22 protein-coding genes are annotated in these 25,127 nt (G+C 66.4%); 13 read left to right on the top strand and 9 right to left on the bottom strand.

Features of this window, described 5'->3' with window-relative positions; all coding sequences use genetic code 11:
- Positions 1-41: 41 nt before the first annotated feature.
- Positions 42-1,334: an NCS2 family permease gene (locus tag ACHAC9_RS01850; protein WP_435756556.1), complete on the bottom strand. Its 1,293-nt coding sequence runs from the start codon at positions 1,332-1,334 to the stop codon at positions 42-44.
- Positions 1,335-1,570: 236 nt separating this feature from the next.
- Between ACHAC9_RS01850 and ACHAC9_RS01845 the strand changes: the two genes are divergently transcribed.
- From ACHAC9_RS01845 to ACHAC9_RS01820, 6 genes are all read left to right on the top strand, one after another.
- On the top strand, positions 1,571-3,826 hold the full coding sequence (locus ACHAC9_RS01845; protein WP_435756554.1) for a hybrid sensor histidine kinase/response regulator: 2,256 nt from the start codon (positions 1,571-1,573) through the stop codon (positions 3,824-3,826).
- Positions 3,827-3,918: 92 nt separating this feature from the next.
- On the top strand, positions 3,919-5,103 hold the full coding sequence (locus ACHAC9_RS01840) for a hypothetical protein (RefSeq protein WP_435756552.1): 1,185 nt from the start codon (positions 3,919-3,921) through the stop codon (positions 5,101-5,103).
- A gap of 492 nt (positions 5,104-5,595) precedes the next feature.
- The gene (locus ACHAC9_RS01835) at positions 5,596-6,783 is read left to right on the top strand and encodes a glycosyltransferase (protein ID WP_435756550.1); all 1,188 of its coding nucleotides are present in this window, start codon (positions 5,596-5,598) and stop codon (positions 6,781-6,783) included.
- Positions 6,784-7,034: 251 nt separating this feature from the next.
- The gene (locus ACHAC9_RS01830) at positions 7,035-11,024 is read left to right on the top strand and encodes a PAS domain S-box protein (protein WP_435756548.1); all 3,990 of its coding nucleotides are present in this window, start codon (positions 7,035-7,037) and stop codon (positions 11,022-11,024) included.
- Positions 11,021-11,446: an NUDIX hydrolase gene (locus ACHAC9_RS01825; protein ID WP_435756546.1), complete on the top strand. Its 426-nt coding sequence runs from the start codon at positions 11,021-11,023 to the stop codon at positions 11,444-11,446. The genes ACHAC9_RS01830 and ACHAC9_RS01825 overlap by 4 nt, the downstream gene beginning before the upstream one ends.
- A gap of 75 nt (positions 11,447-11,521) precedes the next feature.
- A complete protein-coding gene (locus ACHAC9_RS01820) occupies positions 11,522-12,358 on the top strand; it encodes a phytanoyl-CoA dioxygenase family protein (protein ID WP_435756544.1) in 837 nt (278 codons plus the stop codon).
- A gap of 3 nt (positions 12,359-12,361) precedes the next feature.
- Here ACHAC9_RS01820 and ACHAC9_RS01815 read toward each other — a convergent pair whose 3' ends face one another.
- The 6 genes from ACHAC9_RS01815 to ACHAC9_RS01790 all read right to left on the bottom strand — a co-directional run bounded on the left by ACHAC9_RS01815 (position 12,362) and on the right by ACHAC9_RS01790 (position 17,609).
- Positions 12,362-15,175, bottom strand: a complete 2,814-nt coding sequence (locus tag ACHAC9_RS01815) for an ATP-binding protein (protein WP_435756542.1) — start codon at positions 15,173-15,175, stop codon at positions 12,362-12,364.
- A complete protein-coding gene (locus tag ACHAC9_RS01810) occupies positions 15,172-16,329 on the bottom strand; it encodes an acyl-CoA dehydrogenase family protein (RefSeq protein ID WP_435756540.1) in 1,158 nt (385 codons plus the stop codon). Before ACHAC9_RS01810 ends, ACHAC9_RS01815 begins: the two co-directional genes overlap by 4 nt.
- 75 nt (positions 16,330-16,404) lie before the next feature.
- Positions 16,405-16,656 (bottom strand): hypothetical protein, encoded by a 252-nt coding sequence (locus ACHAC9_RS01805; RefSeq protein WP_435756538.1) that lies wholly within the window; start codon positions 16,654-16,656, stop codon positions 16,405-16,407.
- Positions 16,657-16,723: 67 nt separating this feature from the next.
- A complete protein-coding gene (locus tag ACHAC9_RS01800; RefSeq protein ID WP_435756536.1) occupies positions 16,724-16,993 on the bottom strand; it encodes a DUF5985 family protein in 270 nt (89 codons plus the stop codon).
- Between the two features lie 4 nt (positions 16,994-16,997).
- Entirely contained in the window at positions 16,998-17,255 is a 258-nt protein-coding gene (locus tag ACHAC9_RS01795) for a DUF5985 family protein (RefSeq protein ID WP_435756534.1), read from the bottom strand.
- 3 nt (positions 17,256-17,258) lie between these two features.
- Complete coding sequence (locus ACHAC9_RS01790; protein ID WP_435756532.1) at positions 17,259-17,609, bottom strand: hypothetical protein; 351 nt, start codon at positions 17,607-17,609, stop codon at positions 17,259-17,261.
- Between the two features lie 228 nt (positions 17,610-17,837).
- Between ACHAC9_RS01790 and ACHAC9_RS01785 the strand changes: the two genes are divergently transcribed.
- The 4 genes from ACHAC9_RS01785 (at position 17,838) to ACHAC9_RS01770 (ending at position 20,988) form a co-directional block, all read left to right on the top strand.
- A complete protein-coding gene (locus ACHAC9_RS01785) occupies positions 17,838-18,623 on the top strand; it encodes a DNA/RNA non-specific endonuclease (protein ID WP_435756530.1) in 786 nt (261 codons plus the stop codon).
- Between the two features lie 34 nt (positions 18,624-18,657).
- A complete protein-coding gene (locus tag ACHAC9_RS01780; RefSeq protein ID WP_435756528.1) occupies positions 18,658-18,918 on the top strand; it encodes a hypothetical protein in 261 nt (86 codons plus the stop codon).
- 291 nt (positions 18,919-19,209) lie between these two features.
- Positions 19,210-19,635 carry a YsnF/AvaK domain-containing protein gene (locus ACHAC9_RS01775; RefSeq protein ID WP_435756526.1) on the top strand — a complete coding sequence of 142 codons (426 nt, stop codon included), beginning with the start codon at positions 19,210-19,212 and terminating at the stop codon, positions 19,633-19,635.
- Positions 19,636-19,659: 24 nt separating this feature from the next.
- On the top strand, positions 19,660-20,988 hold the full coding sequence (locus ACHAC9_RS01770; protein ID WP_435756524.1) for a YsnF/AvaK domain-containing protein: 1,329 nt from the start codon (positions 19,660-19,662) through the stop codon (positions 20,986-20,988).
- A gap of 299 nt (positions 20,989-21,287) precedes the next feature.
- Here the strand turns inward: ACHAC9_RS01770 and ACHAC9_RS01765 are convergent, their stop codons facing one another.
- Together ACHAC9_RS01765 and ACHAC9_RS01760 are read right to left on the bottom strand one after the other, a co-directional pair.
- Complete coding sequence (locus ACHAC9_RS01765) at positions 21,288-22,217, bottom strand: diguanylate cyclase (RefSeq protein ID WP_435757235.1); 930 nt, start codon at positions 22,215-22,217, stop codon at positions 21,288-21,290.
- Between the two features lie 286 nt (positions 22,218-22,503).
- Entirely contained in the window at positions 22,504-23,181 is a 678-nt protein-coding gene (locus tag ACHAC9_RS01760; RefSeq protein WP_435756522.1) for an ATP-binding protein, read from the bottom strand.
- Positions 23,182-23,367: 186 nt separating this feature from the next.
- Between ACHAC9_RS01760 and queE the strand changes: the two genes are divergently transcribed.
- The 3 genes from queE (at position 23,368) to tadA (ending at position 25,006) form a co-directional block, all read left to right on the top strand.
- Complete coding sequence (queE, locus tag ACHAC9_RS01755; protein WP_435756520.1) at positions 23,368-24,003, top strand: 7-carboxy-7-deazaguanine synthase; 636 nt, start codon at positions 23,368-23,370, stop codon at positions 24,001-24,003.
- Positions 24,004-24,018: 15 nt separating this feature from the next.
- Positions 24,019-24,465: a 6-carboxytetrahydropterin synthase QueD gene (gene queD, locus ACHAC9_RS01750; RefSeq protein WP_435756518.1), complete on the top strand. Its 447-nt coding sequence runs from the start codon at positions 24,019-24,021 to the stop codon at positions 24,463-24,465.
- 67 nt (positions 24,466-24,532) lie between these two features.
- A complete protein-coding gene (gene tadA / locus ACHAC9_RS01745) occupies positions 24,533-25,006 on the top strand; it encodes a tRNA adenosine(34) deaminase TadA (RefSeq protein WP_435757233.1) in 474 nt (157 codons plus the stop codon).
- The last annotated feature ends 121 nt before the right edge of the window (positions 25,007-25,127 follow it).

The raw sequence follows: 25,127 nt of genomic DNA, 5'->3' as shown, positions 1-25,127 counted from the left end.
ATCCTAGAAGCAGTCGAAATGTGTTACGTGGCGAAACAATCTCAGGTGCCGATATAGACGATCTTGAAAATGAACAGCCCTGCGATCACCCACACCACCGGCTTGACTTCGCGCGCGCGGCCCGTCGTCAGTTTCAGCGCCGCGTAGGTGATGAAACCGAAGGCGATGCCTTCCGCGATCGAATAGGTGAACGGGATCACCAGCGCGGTGATGGCCGCCGGAACGCTTTCGGTGGTGTCGCCCCATTCGATGTCGCCCAGGTCGCGCAGCATCAGGCAGGCCACGAACAGCAGCGCCGGCGCGGTCGCATAGGCCGGCACCACGCCGGCCAGCGGCGCGATGAACAGGCAGGCCAGGAACAGCACCGCCACGGCGAGGGCAGTCAGGCCGGTGCGCCCGCCCGCCTGCACGCCGGCCGCGCTCTCGATGTAGGCGGTGGTGCTCGAGGTGCCGAGGATGGAGCCGGCGACGATCGCCCCGCTGTCGGCCAGCAGGGCCTTGTTCAAGCGCTCCATCTTGCCCTCGACCAGCAGGCCAGCGCGGCTGGCCACGCCCATCAGGGTGCCGGTGGCATCGAGCAGTTCGACCAGGAAGAACACCAGCACCACGTTGATGATGCCGACCGAGAGTGCGCCCGGGATATCGAGCTTGAACAGGGTCGGATCGATCGACGGCGGCGCCGAGAAGATGCCCTTGAAGGTGTTTCCGCCGAAGAAAAAGCTGAGCACGGTGACGGCGACGATGCCGATCAGGATCGCACCGCGCACCTTCAGGCGGTCGAGCGTCACGATCAGGAGGAAGCCGACGATCGCCATGATCGCTTCGGGCTTGTGCAAGTCGCCCGCCTTCACCAGGGTCGGCTCGCTGCCGACCACGATGCCGGCATTTTTCAGGGCGATCAGGGCCAGGAACATGCCCAGGCCGACCGTGATGGCCACCCGCAGCGAATGCGGGATGCCGTTCACGATCATGCCGCGCAACCCCAACGCCGAGACCAGGATGAACAGGCAGCCCGAGATGAACACGGCGCCCAGCGCGGCCTGCCAGGCCACCCCCATGCCGAGCACGACCGCGTAGGCGAAGTAGGCGTTCAGGCCCATGCCGGGCGCCATGCCGATCGGGTAATTGGCATACAGGCCCATCACCGCACTGCCGAGCGCGGCCACCAGGCAGGTGGCGACGAACACCGCTTCCTTCGGCATCCCGGCGTCGCCCAGGATCGAAGGATTGACGAAAATGATGTAGGCCATCGTCAGGAAGGTGGTCAGGCCGGCGAGCAGCTCGGTGCGCACGTCGGTGCCGCTTTCCTTGAGTTTGAAATAGTTGTCGAGCATCGTGGATGGAGTTCCGATGGGTGCGCACGCGGCGCGGTTGGGATGACCGAAGCATAACACCGCGCGGGGCGTCACGCGGCCCCGGGGCCCGGCGAAAACGCCGGCGCGCGGCGCGCCGCTTTTGCCCATCCGTTTTTTCACTGCGCTTGTCAAGGCATCTCTTGCTTTACCTTGAGACATTGGTATCATCGATTTGCTGGCTGTCATGCCGACGGCCGTCTACCTGTGAGCCCGCGATGCAAATCCGTGCCTACCTGTACTTGATGGCCGCAGCAATCCTGGTTCCGGTGATTCTCTTTGCCGGCTTCGCGCTGCGCATGCTCGAGGAAGCGGAGCGGGATCTGGCGCGTTCCAGGGTGGTGCGCGCGGCCGAGCGGGTCGCGCTGCTGGTGGACGCCCAGCACACCCATACCCAGGCCGCCTTGCGCGTGCTGGGCGTGTCGCCGACGCTGGCGCGAGGCGACCTCGACGCCTTCCACGGCGAAGCCAAAGCGGCTGCGGACGAGCACGACGTCTGGAGTGTGCTCATGGACGAGCGCGGCCGCCTGCTGTTCGCTACCCTGGGCCCGGTCGGCGCCACGCTGCCGGAAGACCCGCCCCCCTCGTATTTCCCCGTCATGTTCGCGCAAAACCGGGCTGTTGTCAGCGACGTCATGCCGGGCCGCGCCAGCGGGCGCCTGATTACCGCCGTCGCCATGCCGCAGGTGGTCGGCGGGCGGCGCTACGTGCTGGCGGTGGGCTACGGCACCGATTATTACCGGCGCCTGCTGTCCAGGACCGGCTTGCCGCGCGACTGGCAGGTCGACATCGTCGACCGCAAGGGCCATCTGGTCGCATCGAGCATGGGGCCGGCCGAGCTGGTGGGCCAGGATGCGGCCCCAGCCCTGGTGGCCGCCGCGTTGCGGGCACAGGAAGGCATGCTGGAAATGCCGTTACGAAATGGCGGACAAGGCAGCGTCGCGTTCGGCCGCACGCCGTATGCGGGCTGGCTGATCGCGGTCGGCGCGCCGGCGGGCGCCGTGGCGGCGGCGCCAGGCGGCGTTCGGCGCACGGCCGCGCTGGCACTGGTGGCGGCACTGCTTGGTGCGGCGGCGATATCGGCCTGGTTCGGGCGTGGCTATGCACGCTCGATCAGGAGCGCCGTCGAGGCGGCCAGCGCGCTCGGACGCGGCGAGTTTCCGCCGACGCGCCGCTCGCGCATCGTCGAGATCGACCGCCTGCTGGGCGCGCTGCGCCAGGCCGGCAACGAACTGCGCCGGGCCCAGGCCACGCGCGAGTCGGCCGGCTCGGAGCGCCAGTCCCAGCTCGAACGGGCCCAGCAAGCGCGCCAGGCGGCGGAGGAGGAAAACCGCGCCAAGGACCAGTTCCTCGCCATGCTCGGCCACGAACTGCGTAATCCCCTGGCCCCGATCGGCACCGCGGCCCAGTTGCTGAAACTGCCCGATCTCGATGGCCACCGCGCGCGCTATGCCGGCGACGTGATCGGGCGCCAGGTCGAGCACATGAACCGGCTGCTCTCCGACATGCTCGACGTCTCGCGCGTGACGCGCGGCCTGGTGACCCTGAGCCTGGAAGACGTCGATCTGCGCGACATCGTCGAACGCGCCGTCGAGCAGACCCGTCCATTAATGGAAGAGCGCCAGCACCGGCTCGAATTGCGACTCCCGAACGGGCCGGTCGCGGTGCGCGGCGACCAGACCCGCCTGACCCAGGTGGTGGCGAACCTGCTCACCAATTCGGCCAAGTACACGCCGCCGCACGGCGCGATCCAGCTGTCCCTGGCAAGCAGCCGTGAAGAAGCGAGCCTGTCCGTGGCCGATGACGGCGAGGGCATCACCGCCGAGCTGCTGCCGCGCGTGTTCGACCTGTTCTCGCAGGGCGAGCGCAAGGCCGACCGCGCCCAGGGCGGCCTCGGCCTGGGGTTGGCACTGGTGCGCAGCCTGGTGCAGCTGCACGGCGGCAGCGTGGAGGCGAGCAGTCCCGGGCGCGGCAGCGGCAGCATCTTCACCGTGCGCCTGCCGCTCAAGCACGAACTGGCGGCGCTGACCGCGCCGCTGCCGCCGCGCCGTGGGCGGGAGCCCGGCCGCGATGCCGTTCCGAGCGCGCTGCGGGTCATGCTAGTGGACGACAATATCGACGCCGCCGTCAGCCTGTCGCTTCTGTTGGAGGCGGCGGGCGACCATCTGGTGTCGACCTATTACGACGCCGCCAGCGCGCTTGAATGGGCGGCCTTCGAACGGCCCGACGTCTTCATCCTCGACATCGGGCTGCCCGACATGAACGGCTACGAACTGGCGGAGCGCCTGCGCGCCATGCCGCAGTTCGCCGCCACGCTGCTGATCGCGCTGACCGGCTACGGCCAGCTGGCCGACAAGGTGAGGGCGCGCGAAGCCGGCTTCGACCTGCACATCGCCAAGCCGGCCGAACCGGACGAGATCCTGGCGGCGCTGTCCCTGGCGAACCTGTCTCCGGAAGCCGAGCGCACCGAGTAGAAGCGCGCTCCTGGCCGCTTCGTGTGCCCTGATGCGCTACCATGGCGCTTTCATCATTCATCATGCCTACCATGCCGAAAAATAAGAAGCCCGTGCCACGCAAGACGGCGGCTGCCGCCGAACCCGATACCGACGCGCTGGCCCAGGCCCTGGCCGACCTCGCGCTCGAGGTGGCCGAAGGCGAGGACGCCGACCCCGAGCTGGCTGCCGCGCGCGAGGAAGAACTGCTCGTCGCCATCCGCAAGGCGTTGCGCAAGAAGCGCGACGAGGTGCTGTACGGCGCCATCGAGCTGGCCCGGTTTACCGACCCCGAGGCCTGCCGCCTGCTGAGAAGCCATATCGGCGAGCAGTCGGCCACCTTGCACCTGCGCCGCGAGGGTGAAGAAGAGTTCGAGATCGACGCCTTCCTGATCCCCCTGTTCGTGCGCAGCACGGGCGGCCTGGTGGCCGAAGAAACCTTCGTCGACGACGCCGCCTACGAAGAACTGTCCGCCAGCTTTACCGCGAGCGAACTCGATAGCCCCGCGGCGAAGGTGGCCCTGGTGCGCCACGCCTACGACCTGGCCGAAGCCGACCATATCGGTTTTTCGGTCCTGCAGGAGCTTCTGCGCGAGGCGGGGGCCTCGCTGACGAGTAAAAAGCCGGTAGCCGCGCCACTGCTCGAGGCCAGCATCCGCGGCTGGACGGGGGAACGTTTCGCGCCCGATGAGACGGCCATGGAACTGCGCTTCCTGTTCGGCTTTTCACTCAAACGCGTGGGCGACCCGTTCTACGCGGTACCGAAGCACGAGATCGATGCCGACGTGTATTTCGCCGACCGCATGCGCCGCTATCGCGCCTGGACCGAGCGCGTGGCGCCGCTGTTAAGGCGCTGCCTGGCCGCCGATCCGGAGCGCATCAGCATCGATTTCCTGTACCAGGACCTGTTCCATGGCGCCAAGGAGCAGGGCGTGTCCGAACTGGCCATGCTCGGCACCTTGTCTGAGATCAATGGTCTGCTGGGGGCGAAAGAGCTGGCGGCCGACAGCGTGCGCGCCGTCGTTGCGCCACAGGACGCGGGCGAACACATCGAACTACGCGTGAACCTGTACGCGCTCGATGGCGGGCCGCCCTGGGGCGGGGTGCTCAAGGCGGTCGACCTGGCTGCCGATCTCGGAGCCGAAGTCGACGAGCTGTGCGATGCCCTCGGCTCGATCGGCATCGACGACGTCTCGACCGCCGACGGCTTCGACGCCGAAGGCCATCCCGAAGGCGCCCAGCCGTATCCTCCGGGCTGACCTGCGCTGCAGTGCAACAACGGGGCGCATGCCAAGCCCCGTGCCGCAGCTTCGGTGGCAGGCCGCACGACGCGCACCTGCACATTTTGCGTAGGCCACTGCAGAGTATGCCTACACCCTCTGGCGCGCTTTCCGATGCCCTGCAGACCGCCGATAACCGCTTCGCTGGCCCCTTTCGAGGGCCGCGCACGGTTGCGCAAGCTTCCCGTATGGATGAGTTTTCGTAGTGGATTTCCTTGTATAGAAGTAGGAATAAACCTACAAAAATTCCTGGTGGAATCGGAACTCTCCTATGAGGCAATCCCACGTATTTACGTCAGGCCCTTTCTAAGCGCTAATGTTGCACTGGATAAATTAAAATAGTATTAAATTTGCATGTTACGATGCGCTCCTCCGGTACCACGGCAAGAGTGTGAAGCCTCTCCACCGCAGCCTCGAATCGCACCGGATCCAAGATAAACTATAGCGCCACAAAGGCGAAAGGAAATCAACATGCCGACTCTGATCGTGTTTTGCCATCTCCGCTGGGACTTCGTCTTCCAACGCCCCCAGCACCTCATGACGCGTCTGGCGCAACACTACAATATCCTGTTCGTCGAAGAGCCGGTGCATGGCGAAGGCCAGGCACGCCTGGAGAAAACGGCGGTCGCGCCGAATATCACGGTGTACCGTCCGCATACCCCGATTCAACATACCTTCGGCTTCCACGACGACCAGCTCCCAACCCTGCAAGCCCTGCTGGCCGACCTGGTACCGGAAGGCGAGCGTCCTGTTGTCTGGTTCTACACCCCGATGGCGCTTCCTTTGCTGCAGGGCCTGAACCCGTCGATGGTCGTCTACGACTGCATGGACGAACTGGCCTCGTTCAAGAATCCGCCGAAGCAGCTGCTGCAGCGCGAATCGGCGCTGCTCAACATCGCCGACCTGGTCTTCACCGGCGGCCCGAGCCTGTATGAAGCCAAGAAAGACCGCCACGCGAACGCCCATTGCTTCTCGAGCAGCGTCGACGCCAAACACTTCCGCCAGGCCCTCGATGCCGCCATCTCGCATCCGGATCAGGCCCATATCGCCGGTCCCCGTCTTGGCTTCTACGGCGTGATCGACGAGCGTTTCGATATCGACCTGGTACGCCAGATGGCAGCAAGCCACCCAGAGTGGCAGATCGTGCTGGTCGGCCCTGTGGTGAAGATCGACCCGGCCGAATTGCCGCGCGCCGACAACGTCCACTACATGGGCCAGCGCAACTATGACGAGCTGCCGAAGTTCCTGGCCGGCTGGGATCTGTGCCTGCTGCCGTTCGCGATGAACGACTCGACCAAGTTCATCAGCCCGACCAAGGTGCTGGAGTACATGGCGGCAGAAAAGCTCTCCGTCAGTACTCCGATCACCGATGTCAAAGTGCCGTACGGCGATGTGGTTGCCATCGCCTCGACCGCCGACGAGTACATCGCCGCCTGCGAGCGCATGCTGGGGATGATCGCCGCCGAGAAGGAGAAATTGGTCCAGCGCATGCGCGACATCGTCGCCAATACCTCGTGGGACATGACCGCCAGCCGCATGCATGAGCTGATCAGCACCACGCCCCCGGGCGAAGCCCGTTCCGCCGCCGCCGCCGTGCTCGAAGGCGGCACCGCAGCGCGCGTCAACCCGCTGCCGGTCGCGCAAAAGACGGCTGCCTGATTTTTTAGCCAGCCACAAGAACCCGCCCGGCCAACAGGCCCGGCGGGTTTTTTTTCGCAAGGTTTCATGAACTGCTTGAACGCATGCGACTCGCCAGTGTGTGGATGGCCGGGCAGAGGGCGCGCACAATTGACAATTGAAAGCATGGGGCCTACATTGTTTTCTTTACAATTACTCACACATTCTTGCGCAGCGCGCGCCCGACTGACTACTTATCGATGAGTGCTGCCGTCCAACCTCGCATCCTTCTCGTGGACGATCAGCCTGCCAACCTTGCGGTGCTCGAAGCGCTGCTGGCCGGACTGGACGCAGTGCTCGTCTGCGCCGATTCGGGCGAAGCGGCGCTGCGCGCGCTCCTTGCCGATGAATTCGCCCTGGTCCTGCTCGACGTCCAGATGCCCACCCTCGACGGCTTCCAGACCGCCGAGCTGATGCGCGAGCACCCGCGTTCGCAGTCTGTCCCGATCGTCTTCGTCACGGCCGGCGACCCCGACGCATTTCCATTCGAGCGCGCCTATGCGCTCGGGCCGGTCGACTACCTGGCCAAGCCGCTGAACGCGCATGTCCTGCGCGCCCGGGTCGGGCAATTCCTGGCGCTGTACCGCAAGGACGTCGAACTGGCGCGCCTGCGGGCATTGCACGCGCCCGCTGCCGTATACGCACCTGCCGGCGGTCATGCCAGCCGGCTGCGCCTGATCCTCGACAACCTGCACGACTACGCCTTCATTGGCACCGACACCGAGCGCCGCATCACCGAGTGGGAGGCGGGCGCCGAAGTTGTCACCGGCTGGAGCGCGGGCGAGGCGTGCGGACAGTCGGCCGACATGATCTTCACGTTTGAAGACCGCGCCGCCGGCCGGCCCGAGGAAGAAGCCGCCCGCGCGCGCGGCAACGGGCGTTCGGAAGACAAGCGCTGGCACCTGCACAAGGGCGGCGGGCGCTTCTTTGCCGACGGCATGATGATCGCGCTGCGCGAAGACGGCGTCCTGCGCGGCTACGCCAAGATCATGCGCGACGCTACCGCCGAACACGAAGCGGCGCAGCAGCTGGCCGCCAGCGAGCGCGCCCTGCACGACAGCACCGAGCGCTTCGCGCGCCTGCTCGAGTCCTCGGGCGAGGGCATTCTCGGGCTCGATGCCGATGGCCACTGCACCTTCCTTAACGCCGCCGGCGCTGCCTGCCTCGGCTACACGCCCGAGGAGCTGGCCGGGGTCGCCGCAGGCATCCTGTTGCCGGCGACGCAAGTGGCCGATGGCGCCGACGGCATGGGGGCGGACGTGCTGCTCGATGCCGTGCGCAGCGGTGCTACCCTGCGCCGCGATGCCGCGCGCCTGCTGCGCAAGGATGGCAGCAGCCTGCCGGTGGCCTGCTCGGTGCACCCGATGACAAGTGGCGCGCGTCCCGGCGCGGTGCTGACCTTTACCGACATCAGCGCGCGCCAGAAGGCCAGCGCCGAGCGCGAACGGCTGGTGGCGCAGCTGCGCGCGGCCAACGAGCGCATGCGCGACATCTTCTACCAGGCGCCCGCCTTCATGGCCGTGCTGCGCAAACCCGACATGGTGTTCGAGATGGCCAACCAGCGCTTCGTCGACCTGGTGGGCGGGCGTGCGCTGCTCGGCAAACCCGCGCGCGCAGCCCTGCCCGAACTCGCAGGACAGGGCTTTTTCGAACTGCTCGACGGCGTCTATGCCACCGGCCTTCCCCATGAGGGGCGCAACGTGCGCCTCCAGCTGCAAACCGAAAGCGGGGACCTCGACACGTATTACGTCGACTTCCTCTACATGGCACTGCGCGAACCGGACGGCAGCGTGTCCGGCATCCTGATCCATGGGATCGACCTGACCGAGCGCACCCGCGCCAGCCTGCTGGCGGCCGGCCAGCGCGACGCGCTCGAACTGGCGGTGTCGGACGCGCCCCTTGACGACGTGCTCGACCTGCTGGCGCGCAGCGCCGAAGATTATGCCGGCGGCGCGGTGCTGGCCGGGATCCAGCTGGCAGGGCGCGGCAACGGGTTGCGCCATGCGGCCGCTCCGAGCATGCCGGACGACTTGCGCGGCGCGCTGGACGGACTCGGACTCTCGCCGCTCGGCGGGGCCGGCGGCGCGGCGGCCTGGCGCGCCGAACCGGTCGACTGTCCCGACATCGCCACCGATCCGCTGTGGGAGCGCTGCCGTGTCCAGGCGGCCGATGCCGGGCTGGCCGCCTGCCGCGCGCTGCCGATCCTGGCGCCCTCGGGCCAGGTGCTTGGCGCGTTCACCTGGTATTACCGGGTCGGCGCCGTGCGCGCGGTGCGCGATGCGCAGGCGTTGGCGCTGCTCGCCAATACCGCCTCCCTCGTGATCGGCCAGCGTTCCGAGGCGACGGCGCGCCAGGCCGCCGAGGAGCGTTCGCATGCGATCCTGGAAAGCATGACCGACGGTTTCCTCGCCCTCGACGGATCCTGGCGCATCGGCTACGCGAACGCCGCTGCCGAGCGCATCACTGGCCTGGACCGTTCGCAGCTCTTTGGCGACGTGTTCTGGGATCTGTTTCCCGACTGGCAGGGCAGCGTGCAGGAGGGAGCCTGCCGCCGCTGCGCCCTCGAGGGCACTGCCATGCGCACCGAGGCCCACGTCGCCGCCTGGGGCGGCTGGTACGAGATCAACTGCTTCCCGACGCCCGACGGCGGCATTGCCCTGTACCTGCGCGATGAAAGCGAGCGGCGCCTGGCCGAGGAAGGCGTGCGGCGCCTGGCGGCGGTAGCCGAGCAGTCGTCCGACTTCATCGGCATCTTCGCGCCCGATGGCGCCGGCGTCTACCTCAATCCCGCCGGGCGCGCGATGGCCGGCCTGCGCGTCGAGGCCGACATCCGCGGCGCGCGCCTGCTCGACTTTTTCTCCGAGGACTGCCGCGCATTCGTGCGCACCGACGTGCTGCCGGCGCTGACCGGCGAGGCCCGGAAATGGGAGGGCGAACTGCGTTTTGCCGGGCGCGGCGCGGGCGACGCGGTACCGGTGTATTTCAAAGGCTTTGCCGTGCACGGCGCCGATGGCGCCCACCTGGGCCTGGCGACGATCACGCGCGACATCACCGAGCAAAAGCGCGCCGAGGACGAATTGCGCCGCATCGCGGCCGACCTGTCCGAGGCCGATCACAGGAAGAGCGAATTCCTGGCCACGCTCGCACACGAGCTGCGCAATCCGCTGGCGCCAATCCGCACCGGTCTCGACCTGCTGCGCATGGCGCCGGGGAATGCCGTCACCGCCGGCCGCGTGCACGAGATGATGGACCGCCAGCTCGGCCAGCTGATTCACCTGGTCGACGACCTGCTCGATATCGCCCGCATCACGCGCGGACGTATCGAACTCAAGAAAGAGCCGGTCGACCTGCGCAGCGCCGTCTCGATGGCGGTCGAGTCGAGCGCGGCGCTGATCCAGGCAGGCAAGCACCAGCTGCACGTGGAGTTGCCGGACGAACCGCTGCCGCTGGAGGCCGACCTCACGCGCCTGGTCCAGGTGCTGTCGAACCTGCTCAACAACGCTGCCAAATACACCCCCGGCGGAGGACGCATCAGCCTGGCGGCGTGGCGCGAGGACGCGCAGGCGGTGGTCGCCGTCACCGACAGCGGCATCGGGATCTCGGCCGAGGCCATCGGTTCGGTGTTCGAGATGTTCACCCAGGTGCGCAGCAGCCTCGACCGCGCCCAGGGCGGGCTCGGGATCGGCTTGTCGCTGGTGCGCCGCTTGGTCGAGCTGCATGGCGGACGCGTGCATGCCTTCAGCGCCGGGCGCGGACGCGGCAGCACGTTTACCGTGCGCCTGCCGCTCAAGCGCGGCGCGGGCGAACTGAAGGAGCTGCGGAAGGAGCTGCCGATTCCCGTGAGCGCGCCCCGGCTGCGCGTGCTGGTGGTCGACGACAACCTGGACGCCGCCGAAAGCCTGGTGGCGCTGCTCGACGCGCTCGGCCACGAAACGTTCATGGCGCACGACGGCCCGTCGGGTCTGGCGGCGGCGCGCGCCTTCCGGCCCGACCTCGCGTTCCTCGACATCGGCCTGCCCGGCATGAACGGTCACGAACTCGCGCGCGCAGTGCGCGCCAGCGGCGGGCTGCGCGCGATGACGCTGATTGCCCTCACCGGCTGGGGCGCGGCCAGCGACCTGACGCTGTCGCACCAGGCCGGCTTCGACCAGCACCTGACCAAGCCGGTCAGCCGCGAGGCGCTGGAGCAGGCCCTCGGCACCGCGATCGAGGGGCGCGCATGACGCGCTACATGGTTTCCTGCGGCACGCTGGTGCTCGATTCGAAGGGCCAGCTGCTGCTGTGCCATGTGACGCACACCGCGGCCTGGGACATCCCGAAGGGCATGCGCGACCCCGGCGAGACGAGCCTGGAAGCGGCGATGCGCGAATTGCGCGAGGAGGCGGGCGTGTCCTTCGATGCCGGACGTTTCCAGGACCTGGGCGAGTTCGACTACCGGCGCGACAAGCGCGTGCACCTGTTTCGGGTCGATGCCGGCGCCGCGCTAGGAGACCTGTCGCAGCTGGCCTGCAGCAGCTATTTCCCGCATGTGAAAACCGGCAAGCCGACGCCGGAGATGGATGGTTTCAGGTGGGCGCGGCGGGAGGAGATCAGCCAGCTGTGCTGGCCGCGGATGGGGGCCTTGTTGCTGACACTGGACTGGTAGCACGCCCGTGCGCACGGCGACGGTGTTTCGCAGTACCATGAACGCGCCAGGAAACAAGGAAACGAGGAGACCGCCATGACCAGCCAACCCACCGCCACCGACTCCTGCGACGTCGCCACCATCATGGGCGGCCTGTATGGCGACGGCATCATTGCCTGCAAGGGCGCATTCGAGCGGGCCTGGGTCGAACGGCTCGGGGTCGACATCGCCACGCTGTTCGATCAGGCCCAGCGCCAGCCCGGCGGGCTGCTTGCGCGCGGGCCGAACCGCTATTACGTGGAAGTCCATCCCGAGCGCATTTCAGGCTTTGCCGACATCATTGGGCACCCGTGGGTGGTGGCGGTCTGCCGCGCCGTCCTCGGTCCCGAGTATCGCGTCGTCGAGGCCGGCTTCGACGTTCCCGGCCCCGGCGCACTGCACCAGCCCTGGCACCGTGATTTCCGCTCGCCCGACGCCACCCTGATCGGCCGGCGCCTCGATTCGCTGGCCTTCAACATCACGACCGTCGACGTCAGCGAGGACATGGGTCCGTTCGAGATCGCGCCCGGCACCCAGTGGGACGACCTGGGTGATGGCGACCCGATGTTCCCGCCAACGGCGCTGTGGCCGCGCTACCAGGCGCGGGCCCAACGCAAGCTCCCGAGGATGGGCGATATTTCGGCGCGATCGGCGCTGACGATCCACCGCGGCACCGCCAACGAATCGAACCGCTCGCGCCCCGTGTTCGTGCTCGGCGTCGACGCGCCGGATGCGCGCAACGCGGACAAGCACGACCTGCAGCTGACCCATGCCTACTACGAGAGCCTGGCGCCCGAGCTACGTCGCCACATCACCTGCCGCCTGGTCGAGCGGCTCGAACCGATTGTGCAGGCGCATACGATCGAAGGCTTGAAAATGGGCGTCAAGGCCTGAGTTTCAGGGCGCGAGCGCGCGCTCGAGTGCGCCGCGCAAAGCCTCGAGCGTAAATGGTTTGAGGAGGGTCTGCGCCGGCAGTGCCGGATCGGGCGCGACCGACTGGCCCGAGGCGATGATGACGGCCAGTGCGGGCAGGCGTTCGCGCGCCGCGCGTGCCAGCGCAGTGCCGGACATGCCGGGCAGGTGCAAGTCGGTCATCAGGATGTCGCCCGGCGCCAGGGCCGGCAGGGCCGCTTCGGCACTGGGAAATCCGGTCACTGCATACCCCAGCATCTCGACCAGTGCGCACAGCATCTCGCGGCCATCCTCGTTGTCTTCGACCACCACCACGCGCGGCGCGGCCGGCGTTTCCGGTTCAGGGTGCGCAGCCGGCAGCGAAGGCGCCGCCCTGACCCGGGCGTCGAGCATCTGGCGCACCTTGCGCGCCAGTTCGTCGCGGCGGTATGGTTTGCTCAGCAATTCGACGTCGGGATCGAGCCGCGCGCCGTGCATCATCGCGTTGCGCGTGTAGCCGGACGTGAACAGCACGGCAACCCCCGGGTGCAGGACGCGCGCCAGGCGCGCCAGCTCGCTGCTTGACAGTAGCCCCGGCATGACCACGTCGGTGAACAACAGGTCGACCGCGACGCCGCTTTCCAGCACGGTCAAGGCGCTGGCGGCGTCGGGGGCGGCCAGCACGGTGTAGCCGAGCCCGCCCAGCATGTCGATCACCGCGCGCTGAACGGCGGCGTCGTCTTCAACCACGACGACCGTTTCGGTGCCGCCGCGGATCGCGTCGCTGCGGGGGCGCCCTGGCGCGACCGGCATCTCGCGCGTACGCGGCAGGAAGATCTTGACCGTGGTGCCGTGGCCCACCTCGCTGTAGATCTTGATGTGGCCGCCGCTTTGCTTGACGAATCCATACGCCATCGACAGGCCCAGACCGGTGCCTTCGCCCTCGGGTTTGGTCGTGAAGAAGGGCTCGAACGCACGCTCGCGCACCTCCGGCGGCATGCCCGGCCCGTCGTCGGAGACCGCCAGTAGCACGTACTCGCCGGGGGCGCAATCGGGGTTGGCATCGCGGTAGCGCGAATCGAGGGTCGCATTCTCGAGTTCGATCGTCAGGCGCCCGCTGCCGCGCAGAGCGTCGCGCGCATTGATCGCCAGGTTCAGCAAGACGTTTTCAAGCTGGTCCCGGTCGACGGACGTGTTCCACAGGTCGGGGGCGATGCGCAGCGCGATGTCGATGGCCGGCCCCAGCGCGCGGCGCAGCAGGTCGTCCATGTCGCGCAGGATGCCGGTCAGGTCGGTGGCGACCGGCTGCAGGGGCTGGCGCCGCGCAAAGGCGAGCAGCTGCGCGGCCAGCTTGCCGCCGCGCTCGACCGCGCCGCGCGCGCCGTCCACCCGGCGCTGCGCGGCGGCGCCTGGCCCCAGTTCCAGGCCCAGCAAATCGAGGTTGCTGCCGATGATCTGCAGGATGTTGTTGAAGTCGTGGGCGACGCCGCCGGTCAGCTTGCCGACCGCTTCGAGCTTTTGCGACTGCTGCAGCGCCAGGTTGGCCGCGTGCAGGGCCTCGGTGCGGCTGGCCACCATGTCCTCGAGTTCGGCCTGGTGATGCAGCAGGCCGTCCTGCATCAGCTTTTGCTCGGTGACGTCATGACCCTGGCAAAAGATGCCGGTGATCTCGCCGCTCTCGCCCCGCAGCGGCTGGTAAATGAAGTCGATATAGCGCACCCTGCGTCCTTTCGCGCCTTGCAGCACGACCGGCATCGCGCGGCCGACATACGGCCGCCCGCTGGCATAGACCTCGTCGCGCAGGCGCGCGAACGGCTGGTTGCGCAGGTCGGGGAACACGTCGTCGAGCGTGCGCGCATTGTATTCACGCGGCCCGAACAAGGCTGCATAGGCGCGGTTGGTCATCTCGAACACGTGCCGTGCCCCGCGCGTGACAGCCATGAAGCCGGGGGCCTGGTCGAACAGCGCCGCCAGCTGGCGCCGGCCCTCGTCGGCCAGGCGCACCGCGGCCTGCTGCTGTGCGCGCTCGTGCGCGAGCCGCTCGTGGCGCTCGCTCACGTCGCGGCAGGAGAGCATGAAGCCCACCAGCAGGCCAGCGCCGTCGCGCACCGCCGAGCCGTGCACTTCCAGCCAGGCAGGACGCGCACGCAGTACGCATTCGAGCTCGGCCTGGGCGCGGCCGGCGCCGCCACGGACTTCGCCAAGCAGTGTCTCGATGCGCTCACCGTAAAAGGGCAGCGTGCGCAGGCTGGCGCGCGCGGAGGCGCCGTCGATGCCGAACAGCTGCGTCGCACTGTCGTTCCAGTAAAGAAGCAGCAGGTCGAGGTCGACGCCGAGCAGGGCGTCGTTCGACTGCGCCAGGAAGTTTGACAGGAAGTGGCCCGCCATGCGCTGCGCGCGGCCTGCCTCATGGCCCTCGCGCGGTGCGGCCAGGCTGGCATTGGCCCTGTCGAGCGTCGTGCGCAGGCGGGCGCGCCGGGCGGCATCGCGCAAGGCATCGGCTTCGATCGTGGCGCGCTGCGGGTCGCTTGCAGCGATCAGGGTCCAGCGCCGTCCGATCAGGGGGGCGCGCTGGAGGTCGCGCCGCAGCGGGTAGAGGTCGGCCGGCGCGCGCACGAACAGGTAGTGGGCGTCTATGCCGGCCTGGCGCAGCGCGCGCGCCAGTTGCAGGGGCTGGGCGACGTCGGCCTCGAACACGACCAGCGCGGGGTGCGCACCAATCCAGGGCGCTGCGAGGCGCATCAGCAAAGCGTCGGGCGTGAGCGCGTACTGGCCTTCGGCCGCGCCGACATGGAGCCGCTGGGGTGGGGCGGGCGTCACAGCAGCGGCAGGCCGAGCAGGCTGCGGCCGGTCCACAGACGCAGCAGGTCGGTCGTCGGCGACATCACGTGGCAGGCGCGCGCGTCGCGCAGCATCTGGCCCACGCGGCTGTTCTCGCGGTAGGCGGCGCCGCCGCAGATCGTCATCGCTTCGTTGGCCAGGAGGACCGCGGTATCGCCGGCGTCGGCCTTGCAGGCGAGGATCCAGGGCAGCGCGTCAGGGTCGCCGGCGTCGCCGCGGCGCGCCGCCTCATAGACCAGGGCGCGCGTCTTTTCGACCGCCATCCACATCGACGCATAGCGTGTCTGCAAGGTCTCGACATCGCGCAGCGATTCGCCGGAATGGTCGTAACGGCGGTTGCGCAGGTGTTCGCCCGCGGCGTCCAGCGCCGACTGCGCCAGGCCGAGATAGGTACCGGCCATCGCCATCAGGAAGTAGGGCGCCACCACCTCGAATACGTACCAGACCTGGTCGCCCTGTTCGCCCAGCAAATGGTGTGCACCGACGCGGGCGCCATCGAGGCCCATGCCGCGCGAGGAATTTCCGCGCATCCCGAAGCCTTCCCAGGGCGCCAGCCAGGACAGGCCCGGCGTGCCGGCGTCGACCACCAGGCAGCTGAAGTCGCCGTCCTCGGCGCCGGCCGCCAGGGTCGAGATGACGTAGGAGTCGGCATGGCCGCCGTTCGTGACGAACTGCTTGCTGCCGTGGACCAGGAAGCCGTCGCCGTCCGGACTGAGGGTGGTGGCGGGCAGATAGAAGTGGGCGCCGCTGCCGCTCTCGGACAGGGCCAGCGTGGTCAGGTGCTCGCCGGCGGCGATCGGGCGCAGGTAGTGTTCTTCCTGCCAGGCGGTCGCCTTGGCGGCGATCACGGCGCTGCCGACGCAATGCATGCCGAAGCAGAGCGCCGTCGAGGGGCAGGCTGTGCCGATCAGTTCGGTCGCCATGAGCAGGGCGGAAAGGCCCCCGCCGTGCCCGCCGAGACGGGCCGGCACCTGCAGTCCGGTCAGGCGCGCTGCGGCAAGCGCGGCAAGCGATTCGGCCGGCCAGCGGCAATCGCGGTCGACCGCCGCCGCATTCGGGGCGACGACTTCGTCGACGATGCGTTCAAGGTCAAGCTTGATTGCCGCGAAGGCGGCGGAGAAATGCGTCTGCATGGGGCGTCTTCAACGGTGGCTGATGCATGAGTATAAGGAGTTCCGCCCATGCAAGCACGCACCGTTCGGGCGCAATTACGGCGTGCCCTTGTTCTCTTGTTCCGCTTCGGTCTGGACCGTGTCGGGCATCGACTCGGTCACGCTGCCCGGCAGCTGGCCGACACGGCGCGCGTCGTCCGACTGGATGTCGAGGCTGACCTCTTCGGCGACCTCGAAGCGGCCGTCTTCAGCGCCTTCTTCGCCCGGCAGCAAGTTTTCGGAGCGCTTGTGTTCGTCGGCAGGAGCTTGAGGGGATTGCGGCTGGCCGCGCGGATCGATTGTCGCCATGATGGTCTCCATATCAACATGTTCACATGGCTTCATTATGTCCGAGCGCGCCGGGCGCGGGCGCACACTACTTGCGCTCGCGCTCGCGCGGCAGATTCTTTTCCAGGATCGCCCACAGGATCAGGCCGTAGGCAAGCAGGCGGATCAGGTAGTGCAGCGGTGAATCCTCGGCACCCGCGTCGTTCAGGGCCGAATACAGGCGGTGCAGGCCTTCGATGAAGAAGGACGCCGCGAAATACAGGAAAAAGCGGTCGCCCGAGTCGCGCCAGAAACGCACGAAGTAGAGCGCGATGACGAGCGAGCCCATGCAGATCGCGCCGGTAATCAGGTCAGTCATTCGGTCACTCCTTCTCGTAGATCAGGCCGTACAGCAGCAGGGAAATCGCCACCAGGGCGCTGATCAGGCGCGCCGGCAGGAAGTCGATGCCAGGGAACACGATTTTGTCGAGCAACAGGAACAGGTTATTCAGCGTCATCGCCGCGAAACACGAGCCGCTCCAGAACAGCAGGCGGTAGCGCGTGCGCCGGTAGCTGGCGAACAACAGCCAGGCGCAGGCCAGCGAAGTGAGCAGGCACAGGATGTAGATGGTTACCGCCACTGGCTAGTCCTTTCGCAGTTTGAAGGCGTCCGCAAATTGCTGCGCCTTGCGGTCGAGGGAAGAATGAATGAGGTGGGTGACGTCGACCAGGTGCCGCGCATACAGGTCGGCCAGGGCGTCGATGCGCTCGCGCAGCTGGATCGACGTGGGCTGGTACTGATAGCAGAGCTGTTCCGATCCCGGGCAGGGAGCGACCATGCCGGCCCGCAGCAGCTCTTCGAGCAGGGCCTGCGCGGTGCGCTCGCGCACGTAGAGGCGCCGCGCCAGCGAGTCGCCATGCCATTGCTGCGTCGGATTGGCGCGCAACAGCAGTAATGCTTCGAGAAAGGGAACTGACGGAATACTCGTGAGCACGAATCTCCGCAGGTCCTCCGGGAATTGGGCCTTTTCCATTGACGGGAGTTGTTTCCGGTATGGAATGTTGTCGAAAGAGGGGGCAATTCTAGAGGATTCTTGCCGAGAATGCACCCTTGTGATCGTAACGTGCGAAGGTATTGACGCGCCCGCACGGGCGGCGGCGCGCCGGCTTCCCCGATATGTGTCGGCTACAATGCGCTTTTGTCACATACTTTCGACTCATCCATGTTTCAGAAAATAGTACTTGGGGCCGCTTTCGTCGGCACGCTGCTCGCGCCGGCCCTCGCACTCGCGTCAAGCTGTCCCGACCATTACGCCGACGGCCGCGCGCCCGAGATCCGCAACCAGAAGCTGGCAGTGGCCACGCGCGAGCTATGCTACGGCGTGTTCGGCATCATGCATTCGGGCGTCACGCGCACGCCTCTGTGGTCGGCCGAGAACTTGCGCGCCTACAACGTGGCCTCGGCCCAGGGCCTCAAGCGCGACAATGCCTTCCATGCCGAGCCACGCCTGCCGCCCAGCCAGCGCGCCGAACTCGACGACTATGCGCGCAGCGGCTACGACCGCGGCCACATGGCCCCGAACGGCGACATGCCGGACCGCCGCAGCCAGCGCGAAAGCTTCACGCTGGCGAACATGGTTCCGCAGGACGGCGATCATAACCGTCACATCTGGGCACCGATCGAAGGCGCGGTGCGCAAGATGGCGAAGAAGGAAGGGCAGCTCTACGTAATCACCGGACCGGCCTTCCTCGGCACCAATCTGCGCAAGGTCGGCAACGTGCTGGTGCCGAGCCACGTGTACAAGGTCGTCTACAGCCCGCGCCAGAAGCTGGCGGCAGCCTGGTTCACGGAGAACCAGTCGAACGCCGAGATCCGGGTGATCCCGGTCGCCGAGCTCGAGCGCATCGTCGGCATCGAATTCCTGCCTTCGCTGTCGCGCCAGCAGAAGGAGCGCATGCTGCACCTGCCGAAAATCCGCCAGAAGAAGAAAAACAACTTCTTTTCCTGAAAGCGTCTCGCACTTCCAATAACCGGAGCCATCCATGACAGCGAAAAAGAAAACCTTCGTGCCCTATGCGAACGAAGCCGACGTCCTGCAGGTCGACAACCTGATGATCGAGAACCGGCTTGACCGCATCACGATCTCGGGCGACGTCGACCTGACTGCCGACAAGGTGGGCCTGGCCCATGCGCGGCGCCTGAAAGAGGTGATCGATGCGGTGCTCGAAAAACTCGACAGCCAGGCGCTGCCGGAGCGCCTGCCGCCGCCGGATGTCACGAGCGTCGCCAATCCGTTCAACTAGTATTTTGTGCCTTCCGAAGGCCTCGTTCGAGGCCTTTTTTTACGCCTCTTCTCACCATATTTCCCGTTCCGGCTGCGCCAGCGGATCCGTGCCGCATACCCATTCCGGAAGGTTCGAGGTGCGTTTCTGGCGCTTGCCGTCTGTGCGACATGTCGCCTTTATTCGCCTGCTTTGTTTGCATTTCGTCTTTTTTTTGTTTCAACATTTACGGGAGTCAATGGTGCGCGGTGCCCTGTCTGTTTGGAGTACATTGATTGAGTCTTGTAAAAGCAACCACACGGAGTTCACACAATGGCAGTCAATCCCGAAGACCAGGCAGCGCAGGAACCAATCCGGATTCCGGTCATCGCGGAACAACTCGCCGTCGGAACCCGTACGGTGGACACGGGACGCGGCGTTCGCGTTCACAAGACCGTCGTCGAACAGCCGGTCAACATCGACGAGCGCCTCATGCGCGACGAGGTGGAAGTCAGGCATGTCGCGGTCGACCGTATCGTTGCTCCCGACGAAGCGCCCGCCAACCGCTACGAGGGCGACACCTTGATCGTGCCGATCCTCGAAGAAGTGCTGGTTGTCGAGCGCCGCGTGCGCATCAAGGAAGAGCTTCACATCACCCGGATCCGTCGCGAGGAACACCACCAGGAAGAAGTCGTCCTGAAGGCCGAACAGGTCAGTGTCGAACGTTTCGACGAATCCGGCACCCTGCCAACGAAGTAATCAATACACTCTGGAGGACTCATCATGCAACATACCCTGATCGCCGTCTTTGACAATCACGCCGACGCCACCAGCGCCCAGACTGAACTGCTGTCCTCGGGCTTCTCGAGCAGCGACGTGCGCTTGCAGCACGGGGACGAAACCGCACCCGGCGGTTCGATGGCCACTGGCTCGACCACCGGCGCCGACGAGCCAGGTATCGGCACCAGCATCAAGAACTTCTTCAGCGACATCTTCGGCAGCGACACCGATGAATACAGCAACAAATACTCGTCAGCCGCCTCGCGTGGCAACCACATCCTGACGGTGAACGCCGACAGCGAGCCGGAAGTTGAACGCGCCGCCGACATCGTCGAGCGCTTCGGCCCGATCGACATCGACGAGCAGTCCGAAAAATGGGCAAGCGGCGGGGCGAGCGCCGGCGCCATGGCCATGGGCAGCGCCGGCAGCATGAGCGGCGGCCAGTCGATGTCGTTGCAGTCCGACGGTGACCGTTTGCCGCTGAACCAGCAGTCGCTCAACGATCCGGTTCCTATGGGCACCACCTATCAGGAGCCGATGGGTTCGCGCGACGAACTCTCGGTCGGCACGTATGGCGCCGGCACCGGCAACAGCCTGCAGCAGAACCAGTCGGCGTCGTCGCTGACCGGATCGTCGCTCGAAGGCTCGGCCGCAGCGGGCTCCCTGACCGGCTCGGCGAAGACTGGGTCGCAGCAACGCGACACCACCACGGCCGCCATCCCGGTTGTGCAGGAGCAGATCAAGATCGGCAAGCGTGAAGTCCAGCGTGGCGGCGTGCGCGTGTATTCGCGCATCGTCGAAACGCCGGTCAACGAAAGCATCGGCCTGCGCGAAGAGCACGTGAACGTCGAGCGCCGTCCGGTCAACCAGCCGATCAGCGGCGTGGATGCAAGCGCCTTCAAGGAGCAGTCGATCGAGATGCGCGAGTCGGCCGAGGAAGCCGTGGTCGAGAAATCGGCACGCGTGGTTGAGGAAGTGATGATCAACAAGGAAGTCACGCAGCGCGAACAGCAAATCAACGACACCGTGCGCCATACCGAAGTTGAAGTCGAGCAGCTCGGCGCCACTGCGAACCTGGTCGACGACGACTACTACCGCAAGCACTACAGCGCCACCTACAGCAGCGCGGGCGGCGACTACGATACCTACCAGCCGGCCTACAGCTATGGCTCGCAAATGCGCCAGAGCCAGATGTACCGTAACCGTCCGTGGGACGAAGTCGAAACCGACCTGCGCAGCGACTGGGAAACCCGCAATGCAGGCAAGACCGGCTCGACCTGGGAAGACATGAAGGCCGCGGTGCGCCACGGCTGGGACAAGATGACGAAGTAAGGCAGGTCAGTTCTGTGGTACGGGCGGGCGCAAGCTCGCCTGTTCCAGCAATGACGAAGGGCGCCCGCGGGCGCCCTTTTCTTTTTATTCATGACATTCCTTGTTGAGTACGCTCTTCGACTTCAGGCCGTTGGCCAGCGTTTTTTCGGTCGCCTTGAATGGCAATACGCCGGCAGTGCCTGCGGCTTTGGCGGACGCGGACGGCGCGAACGCCGTCGGATCGCGTGTGGACGCAAGCTCTCCTTGAGAAAAAATCTGGCGCGAAGCATAAAATATTCCCCGGCGAATGAACAGCAGGATCAGGCAGGCCCTCGGCTGCCCTCGACCAGCGGCAGGCTGATCCGGTTTCGCCCGAGGTGCTTGGCACGGTAGAGGGCTGCGTCGGCGGTCGCTACCAGTTCGCTGGCCTGGTTCTCGAGCCCGGCAATGGCGGTGGCGGCGCCGATCGACACCGTCACCTGGCGCAGCGGCGCCAGGCCGTTCGGCAATTGCAGCTGTTCGACGCGGCGGCGGATGCGCTCGGCGACGATGGCTGCGCCTTTGAGTGACTGGTTCGGCAGGATTACGGCGAACTCCTCGCCGCCATAGCGCGCCACCAGGTCGTTGGCACGCATTTCGCTGGCCACGGCCGTGGCGATGCGCTTGAGGCATTCGTCGCCGCCGAGGTGGCCGTTCGCATCGTTATAGGCCTTGAAGTTGTCGACGTCGACCATCAGGAGCGACAGTGGCTGGCGCAGGCGCAGGGCACGCTCCCATTCGGCGGCCAGGGTATCGTCGAAGCAGCGCCGGTTTGCCAGGCCCGTCAGGCCATCGCGGGTGGCGAGTTTTTCGAGCGCCAGCTGGGCCATCTTTTCGTCGGTCAGGTCGCGCAATGTTTCGACCACTGCCTTCAGGCGTCCGTGTTCATCGAAGATCGGGCTGGCGTCGACCGCCAGGTAGCGGCGCCTTCCGACGCGCGGCATGTCGCACCAGGTTTCCACCGACAGCGGCGAGGCGCTGCTTTGCGGCTTGCCGTGGCGCGGATAGATATGGCGGATCTCGTCCAGACGGTTCTGGATCACGAGGTCGGCCAGGGTCGGACGCGGCTCGTCGTAGAAACTGCGCCAGTGATTGTCGGTGCCGATGACTTCGCTCGCAGGCACCCCGGTCAGGCGCTCGCAGGCGCGGTTCCAGATCAGCACCTGGGCCTGGCTGTCGAGCACGAACGCGGGGATCGCCAGCATCTCCATCAGCTGGTATGCAAAAGCCAGATCGGCGGCCGGGGCGATGCTGTTCGTCAGAGTGACGGGTAGCGCGCCCGGGGCTGGAGTGCTTGCCGCACCCGGCGTGGGGGAGAGCGCCGCGCCCAACATTGTTTCATTCGCCGGGCTCGGCGCCCGGTGCATCGCTGTACTGGTCATCAGTCGGCCTTTTCAACATTCCGTTGAGCAATTTATTGATTGCTGACAAGAACCGATTCTGCAACCGCAGCAGGCCTCTGCTTTTGATGTTGAACAATATGATCTGGCTTGACTTTCAGGTCAGGGCCAGGTCCCGGGCGCATGGCAGGCGCAAGGACAGGGCTGTGCCGCCACCCGATTTCGCCGTGATCCGCAGGGCGCCGCCGCATGCTTCGACCCGTTCGCGTATGCCGGCAAGGCCGCAGGCGCATGCGGCCTGCGTACGCCGGTTGCCCTTGCCGTTGTCGTCGACGCGCAACATCATCCCAAGACTGTCACATTGCAGGCCGACGCGCACCTCGGTGGCGCTGGCCTGGTGTGCCACCTCGGCCAATGCTTCCTGCAATACGCGGTAGAGCAGGGCGTCGCCTTCAAACGCGGGCGGTTCAGGTTCGCCGAGCGGTCCCGGCGCGATCTCGAGCTGGTGCGCAATGCCGTTCAGGCGCGTGAATTCTTCCAGCTGGCGCACGACCTTCGACAGTACGGCCTGGGTATCGCCCAGGATGGCATCCAGCGCGCGGCGCGCATCCTGTTCCTGCCCGAGGCGCCTGGCCAGGTCGCGGGTGCGGTCATCGGCGTCGATCGCACGCCGCAGCAGCAGGCAGCTCGCGCCGCCGGCCCCCAGCAGCCAGAGGATCGTCGCGATGGTCGACAGGCTCGGCGTCGCATTGGGAAGCGTGACACCGACTACGCAGGCCAGCAGCACCGCGATCGCGGGGAGGTAGCTGGCTGTCCTGGCAAGCGAACGCTTCATGACGCTCCTTCCGACGGGTTATAAGAAATTTCCGGTAATCAAGTTACCGCTTGGCGCGTCGATCTGTCTTGTCGATAGTCAATACCCGTGCCGGATAGTCAGTAAATCAGCGGCGCCGGGCGCGGGCCGGGGCTCGGCAAGGGCCGTGTCGCGCGGGTATAATGGACGGTTGACGAGAGGTTTACTGTGACTTACAGCATCAAAGAAATTTTCTACACCTTGCAAGGCGAAGGCGCCCACGCCGGGCGGCCGGCGGTATTTTGCCGCTTCGCGGGCTGCAACCTGTGGACCGGGCGCGAGGCCGATCGCGCGAGCGCCGTCTGCACTTTCTGCGACACCGATTTCGTCGGCACCGACGGCGAGCGCGGGGGCAAGTTCCGCGACGCCGAGGCGCTCGCTGCCGAGATCGACGGCCTCTGGCCGGCCACGCATGCGCCCAGCAAATACGTCGTCTTCACCGGGGGCGAACCTTTGTTGCAACTGGACCTTGCCTTGATCGCCGCCATGCATGCGCACGGTTTCACGATCGCCATCGAAACCAACGGCACCTTGCCGGTGCCGCCGGGCGTCGACTGGATTTGCGTCAGCCCGAAGATGGGCTCGACGCTGGTCGTCGAGAAGGGCAACGAAATCAAGGTCGTCATCCCGCAGGCGAACCAGGTTCTTGCCGTCTACGAGCATTTTGACTTCGAACATTTCTTCGTGCAGCCGATGGACGGCCTGTTTGCCGCGCAGAATACGCGCCTGGCGATCGAGACCTGCCGCAGCAACCCGAAATGGAAGCTCAGCCTCCAGACCCATAAACTGCTACAAATCCCGTAAAAGAGTACTACGCTGATGCTGACCATTACCCGCAAGCTCGAATTCGATGCCGGACACCGGATTCCCGACCACAAAAGCCAGTGCCGCAACTTGCACGGGCACCGCTACACGCTCGAAATCACGCTCGTCGGCGCCGTGATCCAGGCCGAAGGCAATTCGGACAACGGCATGATCATGGATTTTTCCGACATCAAGGCGCTCGCCAAGGAGCACCTGGTCGACGTCTGGGACCACGCCTTCATCGTCTACGAGAAAGACGACAAGGTGCGCGAATTCCTGGCCAGCCTGCCTGGCCACAAGACGGTCGTGATCGACCGCATCCCGACCGTCGAAAATCTGGCGCAAGTGGCCTTCGGCATCCTGAAGGCGGCCTATACCGATCGTTTCGGCACCGGCCTGCACTTGCATAAACTGGTGCTGCACGAAACCCCGAACTGCTGGGCCGAGATCACCGATGCCTGACAGCGTGCCGATGCCGGGACTGAGGTCCGGTCTTGTGCTGGCAGATGCCGCCATGGCGGAGTCGGCCATGCTCGACGCGCACTTCATGCGCCTCGCGCTCGAGCAGGCCGGCGTCGCGCGCGCGCAAGGCGAGGTGCCGGTTGGCGCCGTCGTCGTCAAGGACGGGGAAGTGGTGGCGGTCGGCTACAACCAGCCGATCGGGCGCCACGACCCGACGGCGCACGCCGAGGTCAATGCGCTGCGGGCGGCCGCCGAAACACTCGGCAATTACCGGCTGCCGGGCTGCGAATTGTACGTGACCCTCGAACCTTGCGCGATGTGCGCCGGCGCGATGATGCATGCGCGCCTGGCGCGCGTCGTGTATGCGGCGAGCGACCCGAAGACGGGCGTCTGCGGATCGGTCCTCGACTTGTTCGCGCATGAGGTGCTGAACCACCATACCGAGGTCGTCAAGGGCGTGCTGGCGGAGGAGGCGAGCGCAATGCTCAAAGGCTTCTTCGCCGAACGGCGCGCTGCCGTCCGCCGAAACACGGCGATCTAGCGCGGCAAACCGTGGCGCATGCGCCGCACCTTCCGCGCGCGCGCATCCACGCACGCCGTGCGTGCTGTGAAAATGTTATGCTGGTCTCGATCTGGCGCCACAAGCGACAGGGACCAACCTC

Origin of the sequence: Massilia sp. CMS3.1 (assembly GCF_051262535.1) — a bacterium.
In the GTDB taxonomy this organism is placed as follows: domain Bacteria; phylum Pseudomonadota; class Gammaproteobacteria; order Burkholderiales; family Burkholderiaceae_D; genus Telluria.
This window is presented reverse-complemented; position numbering and strand designations above follow the sequence as displayed.

Bases quoted from the DNA above. Each gene is read 5' to 3' on its own strand.
- queD (WP_435756518.1), top strand. From the start codon at position 24,019: ATGCTGACCATTACCCGCAAGCTCGAATTCGATGCCGGACACCGGATT.
- ACHAC9_RS01820 (WP_435756544.1), top strand. From the start codon at position 11,522: ATGACCAGCCAACCCACCGCCACCGACTCCTGCGACGTCGCCACCATC.
- ACHAC9_RS01835 (WP_435756550.1), top strand. From the start codon at position 5,596: ATGCCGACTCTGATCGTGTTTTGCCATCTCCGCTGGGACTTCGTCTTC.
- ACHAC9_RS01785 (WP_435756530.1), top strand. From the start codon at position 17,838: ATGTTTCAGAAAATAGTACTTGGGGCCGCTTTCGTCGGCACGCTGCTC.
- ACHAC9_RS01765 (WP_435757235.1), bottom strand. From the start codon at position 22,217: ATGGAGATGCTGGCGATCCCCGCGTTCGTGCTCGACAGCCAGGCCCAG.
- ACHAC9_RS01780 (WP_435756528.1), top strand. From the start codon at position 18,658: ATGACAGCGAAAAAGAAAACCTTCGTGCCCTATGCGAACGAAGCCGAC.
- ACHAC9_RS01770 (WP_435756524.1), top strand. From the start codon at position 19,660: ATGCAACATACCCTGATCGCCGTCTTTGACAATCACGCCGACGCCACC.
- ACHAC9_RS01850 (WP_435756556.1), bottom strand. From the start codon at position 1,334: ATGCTCGACAACTATTTCAAACTCAAGGAAAGCGGCACCGACGTGCGC.
- ACHAC9_RS01825 (WP_435756546.1), top strand. From the start codon at position 11,021: ATGACGCGCTACATGGTTTCCTGCGGCACGCTGGTGCTCGATTCGAAG.
- tadA (WP_435757233.1), top strand. From the start codon at position 24,533: ATGCTCGACGCGCACTTCATGCGCCTCGCGCTCGAGCAGGCCGGCGTC.
- ACHAC9_RS01845 (WP_435756554.1), top strand. From the start codon at position 1,571: ATGCAAATCCGTGCCTACCTGTACTTGATGGCCGCAGCAATCCTGGTT.
- ACHAC9_RS01800 (WP_435756536.1), bottom strand. From the start codon at position 16,993: ATGACTGACCTGATTACCGGCGCGATCTGCATGGGCTCGCTCGTCATC.
- ACHAC9_RS01810 (WP_435756540.1), bottom strand. From the start codon at position 16,329: ATGCAGACGCATTTCTCCGCCGCCTTCGCGGCAATCAAGCTTGACCTT.
- ACHAC9_RS01805 (WP_435756538.1), bottom strand. From the start codon at position 16,656: ATGGCGACAATCGATCCGCGCGGCCAGCCGCAATCCCCTCAAGCTCCT.
- ACHAC9_RS01760 (WP_435756522.1), bottom strand. From the start codon at position 23,181: ATGAAGCGTTCGCTTGCCAGGACAGCCAGCTACCTCCCCGCGATCGCG.
- ACHAC9_RS01775 (WP_435756526.1), top strand. From the start codon at position 19,210: ATGGCAGTCAATCCCGAAGACCAGGCAGCGCAGGAACCAATCCGGATT.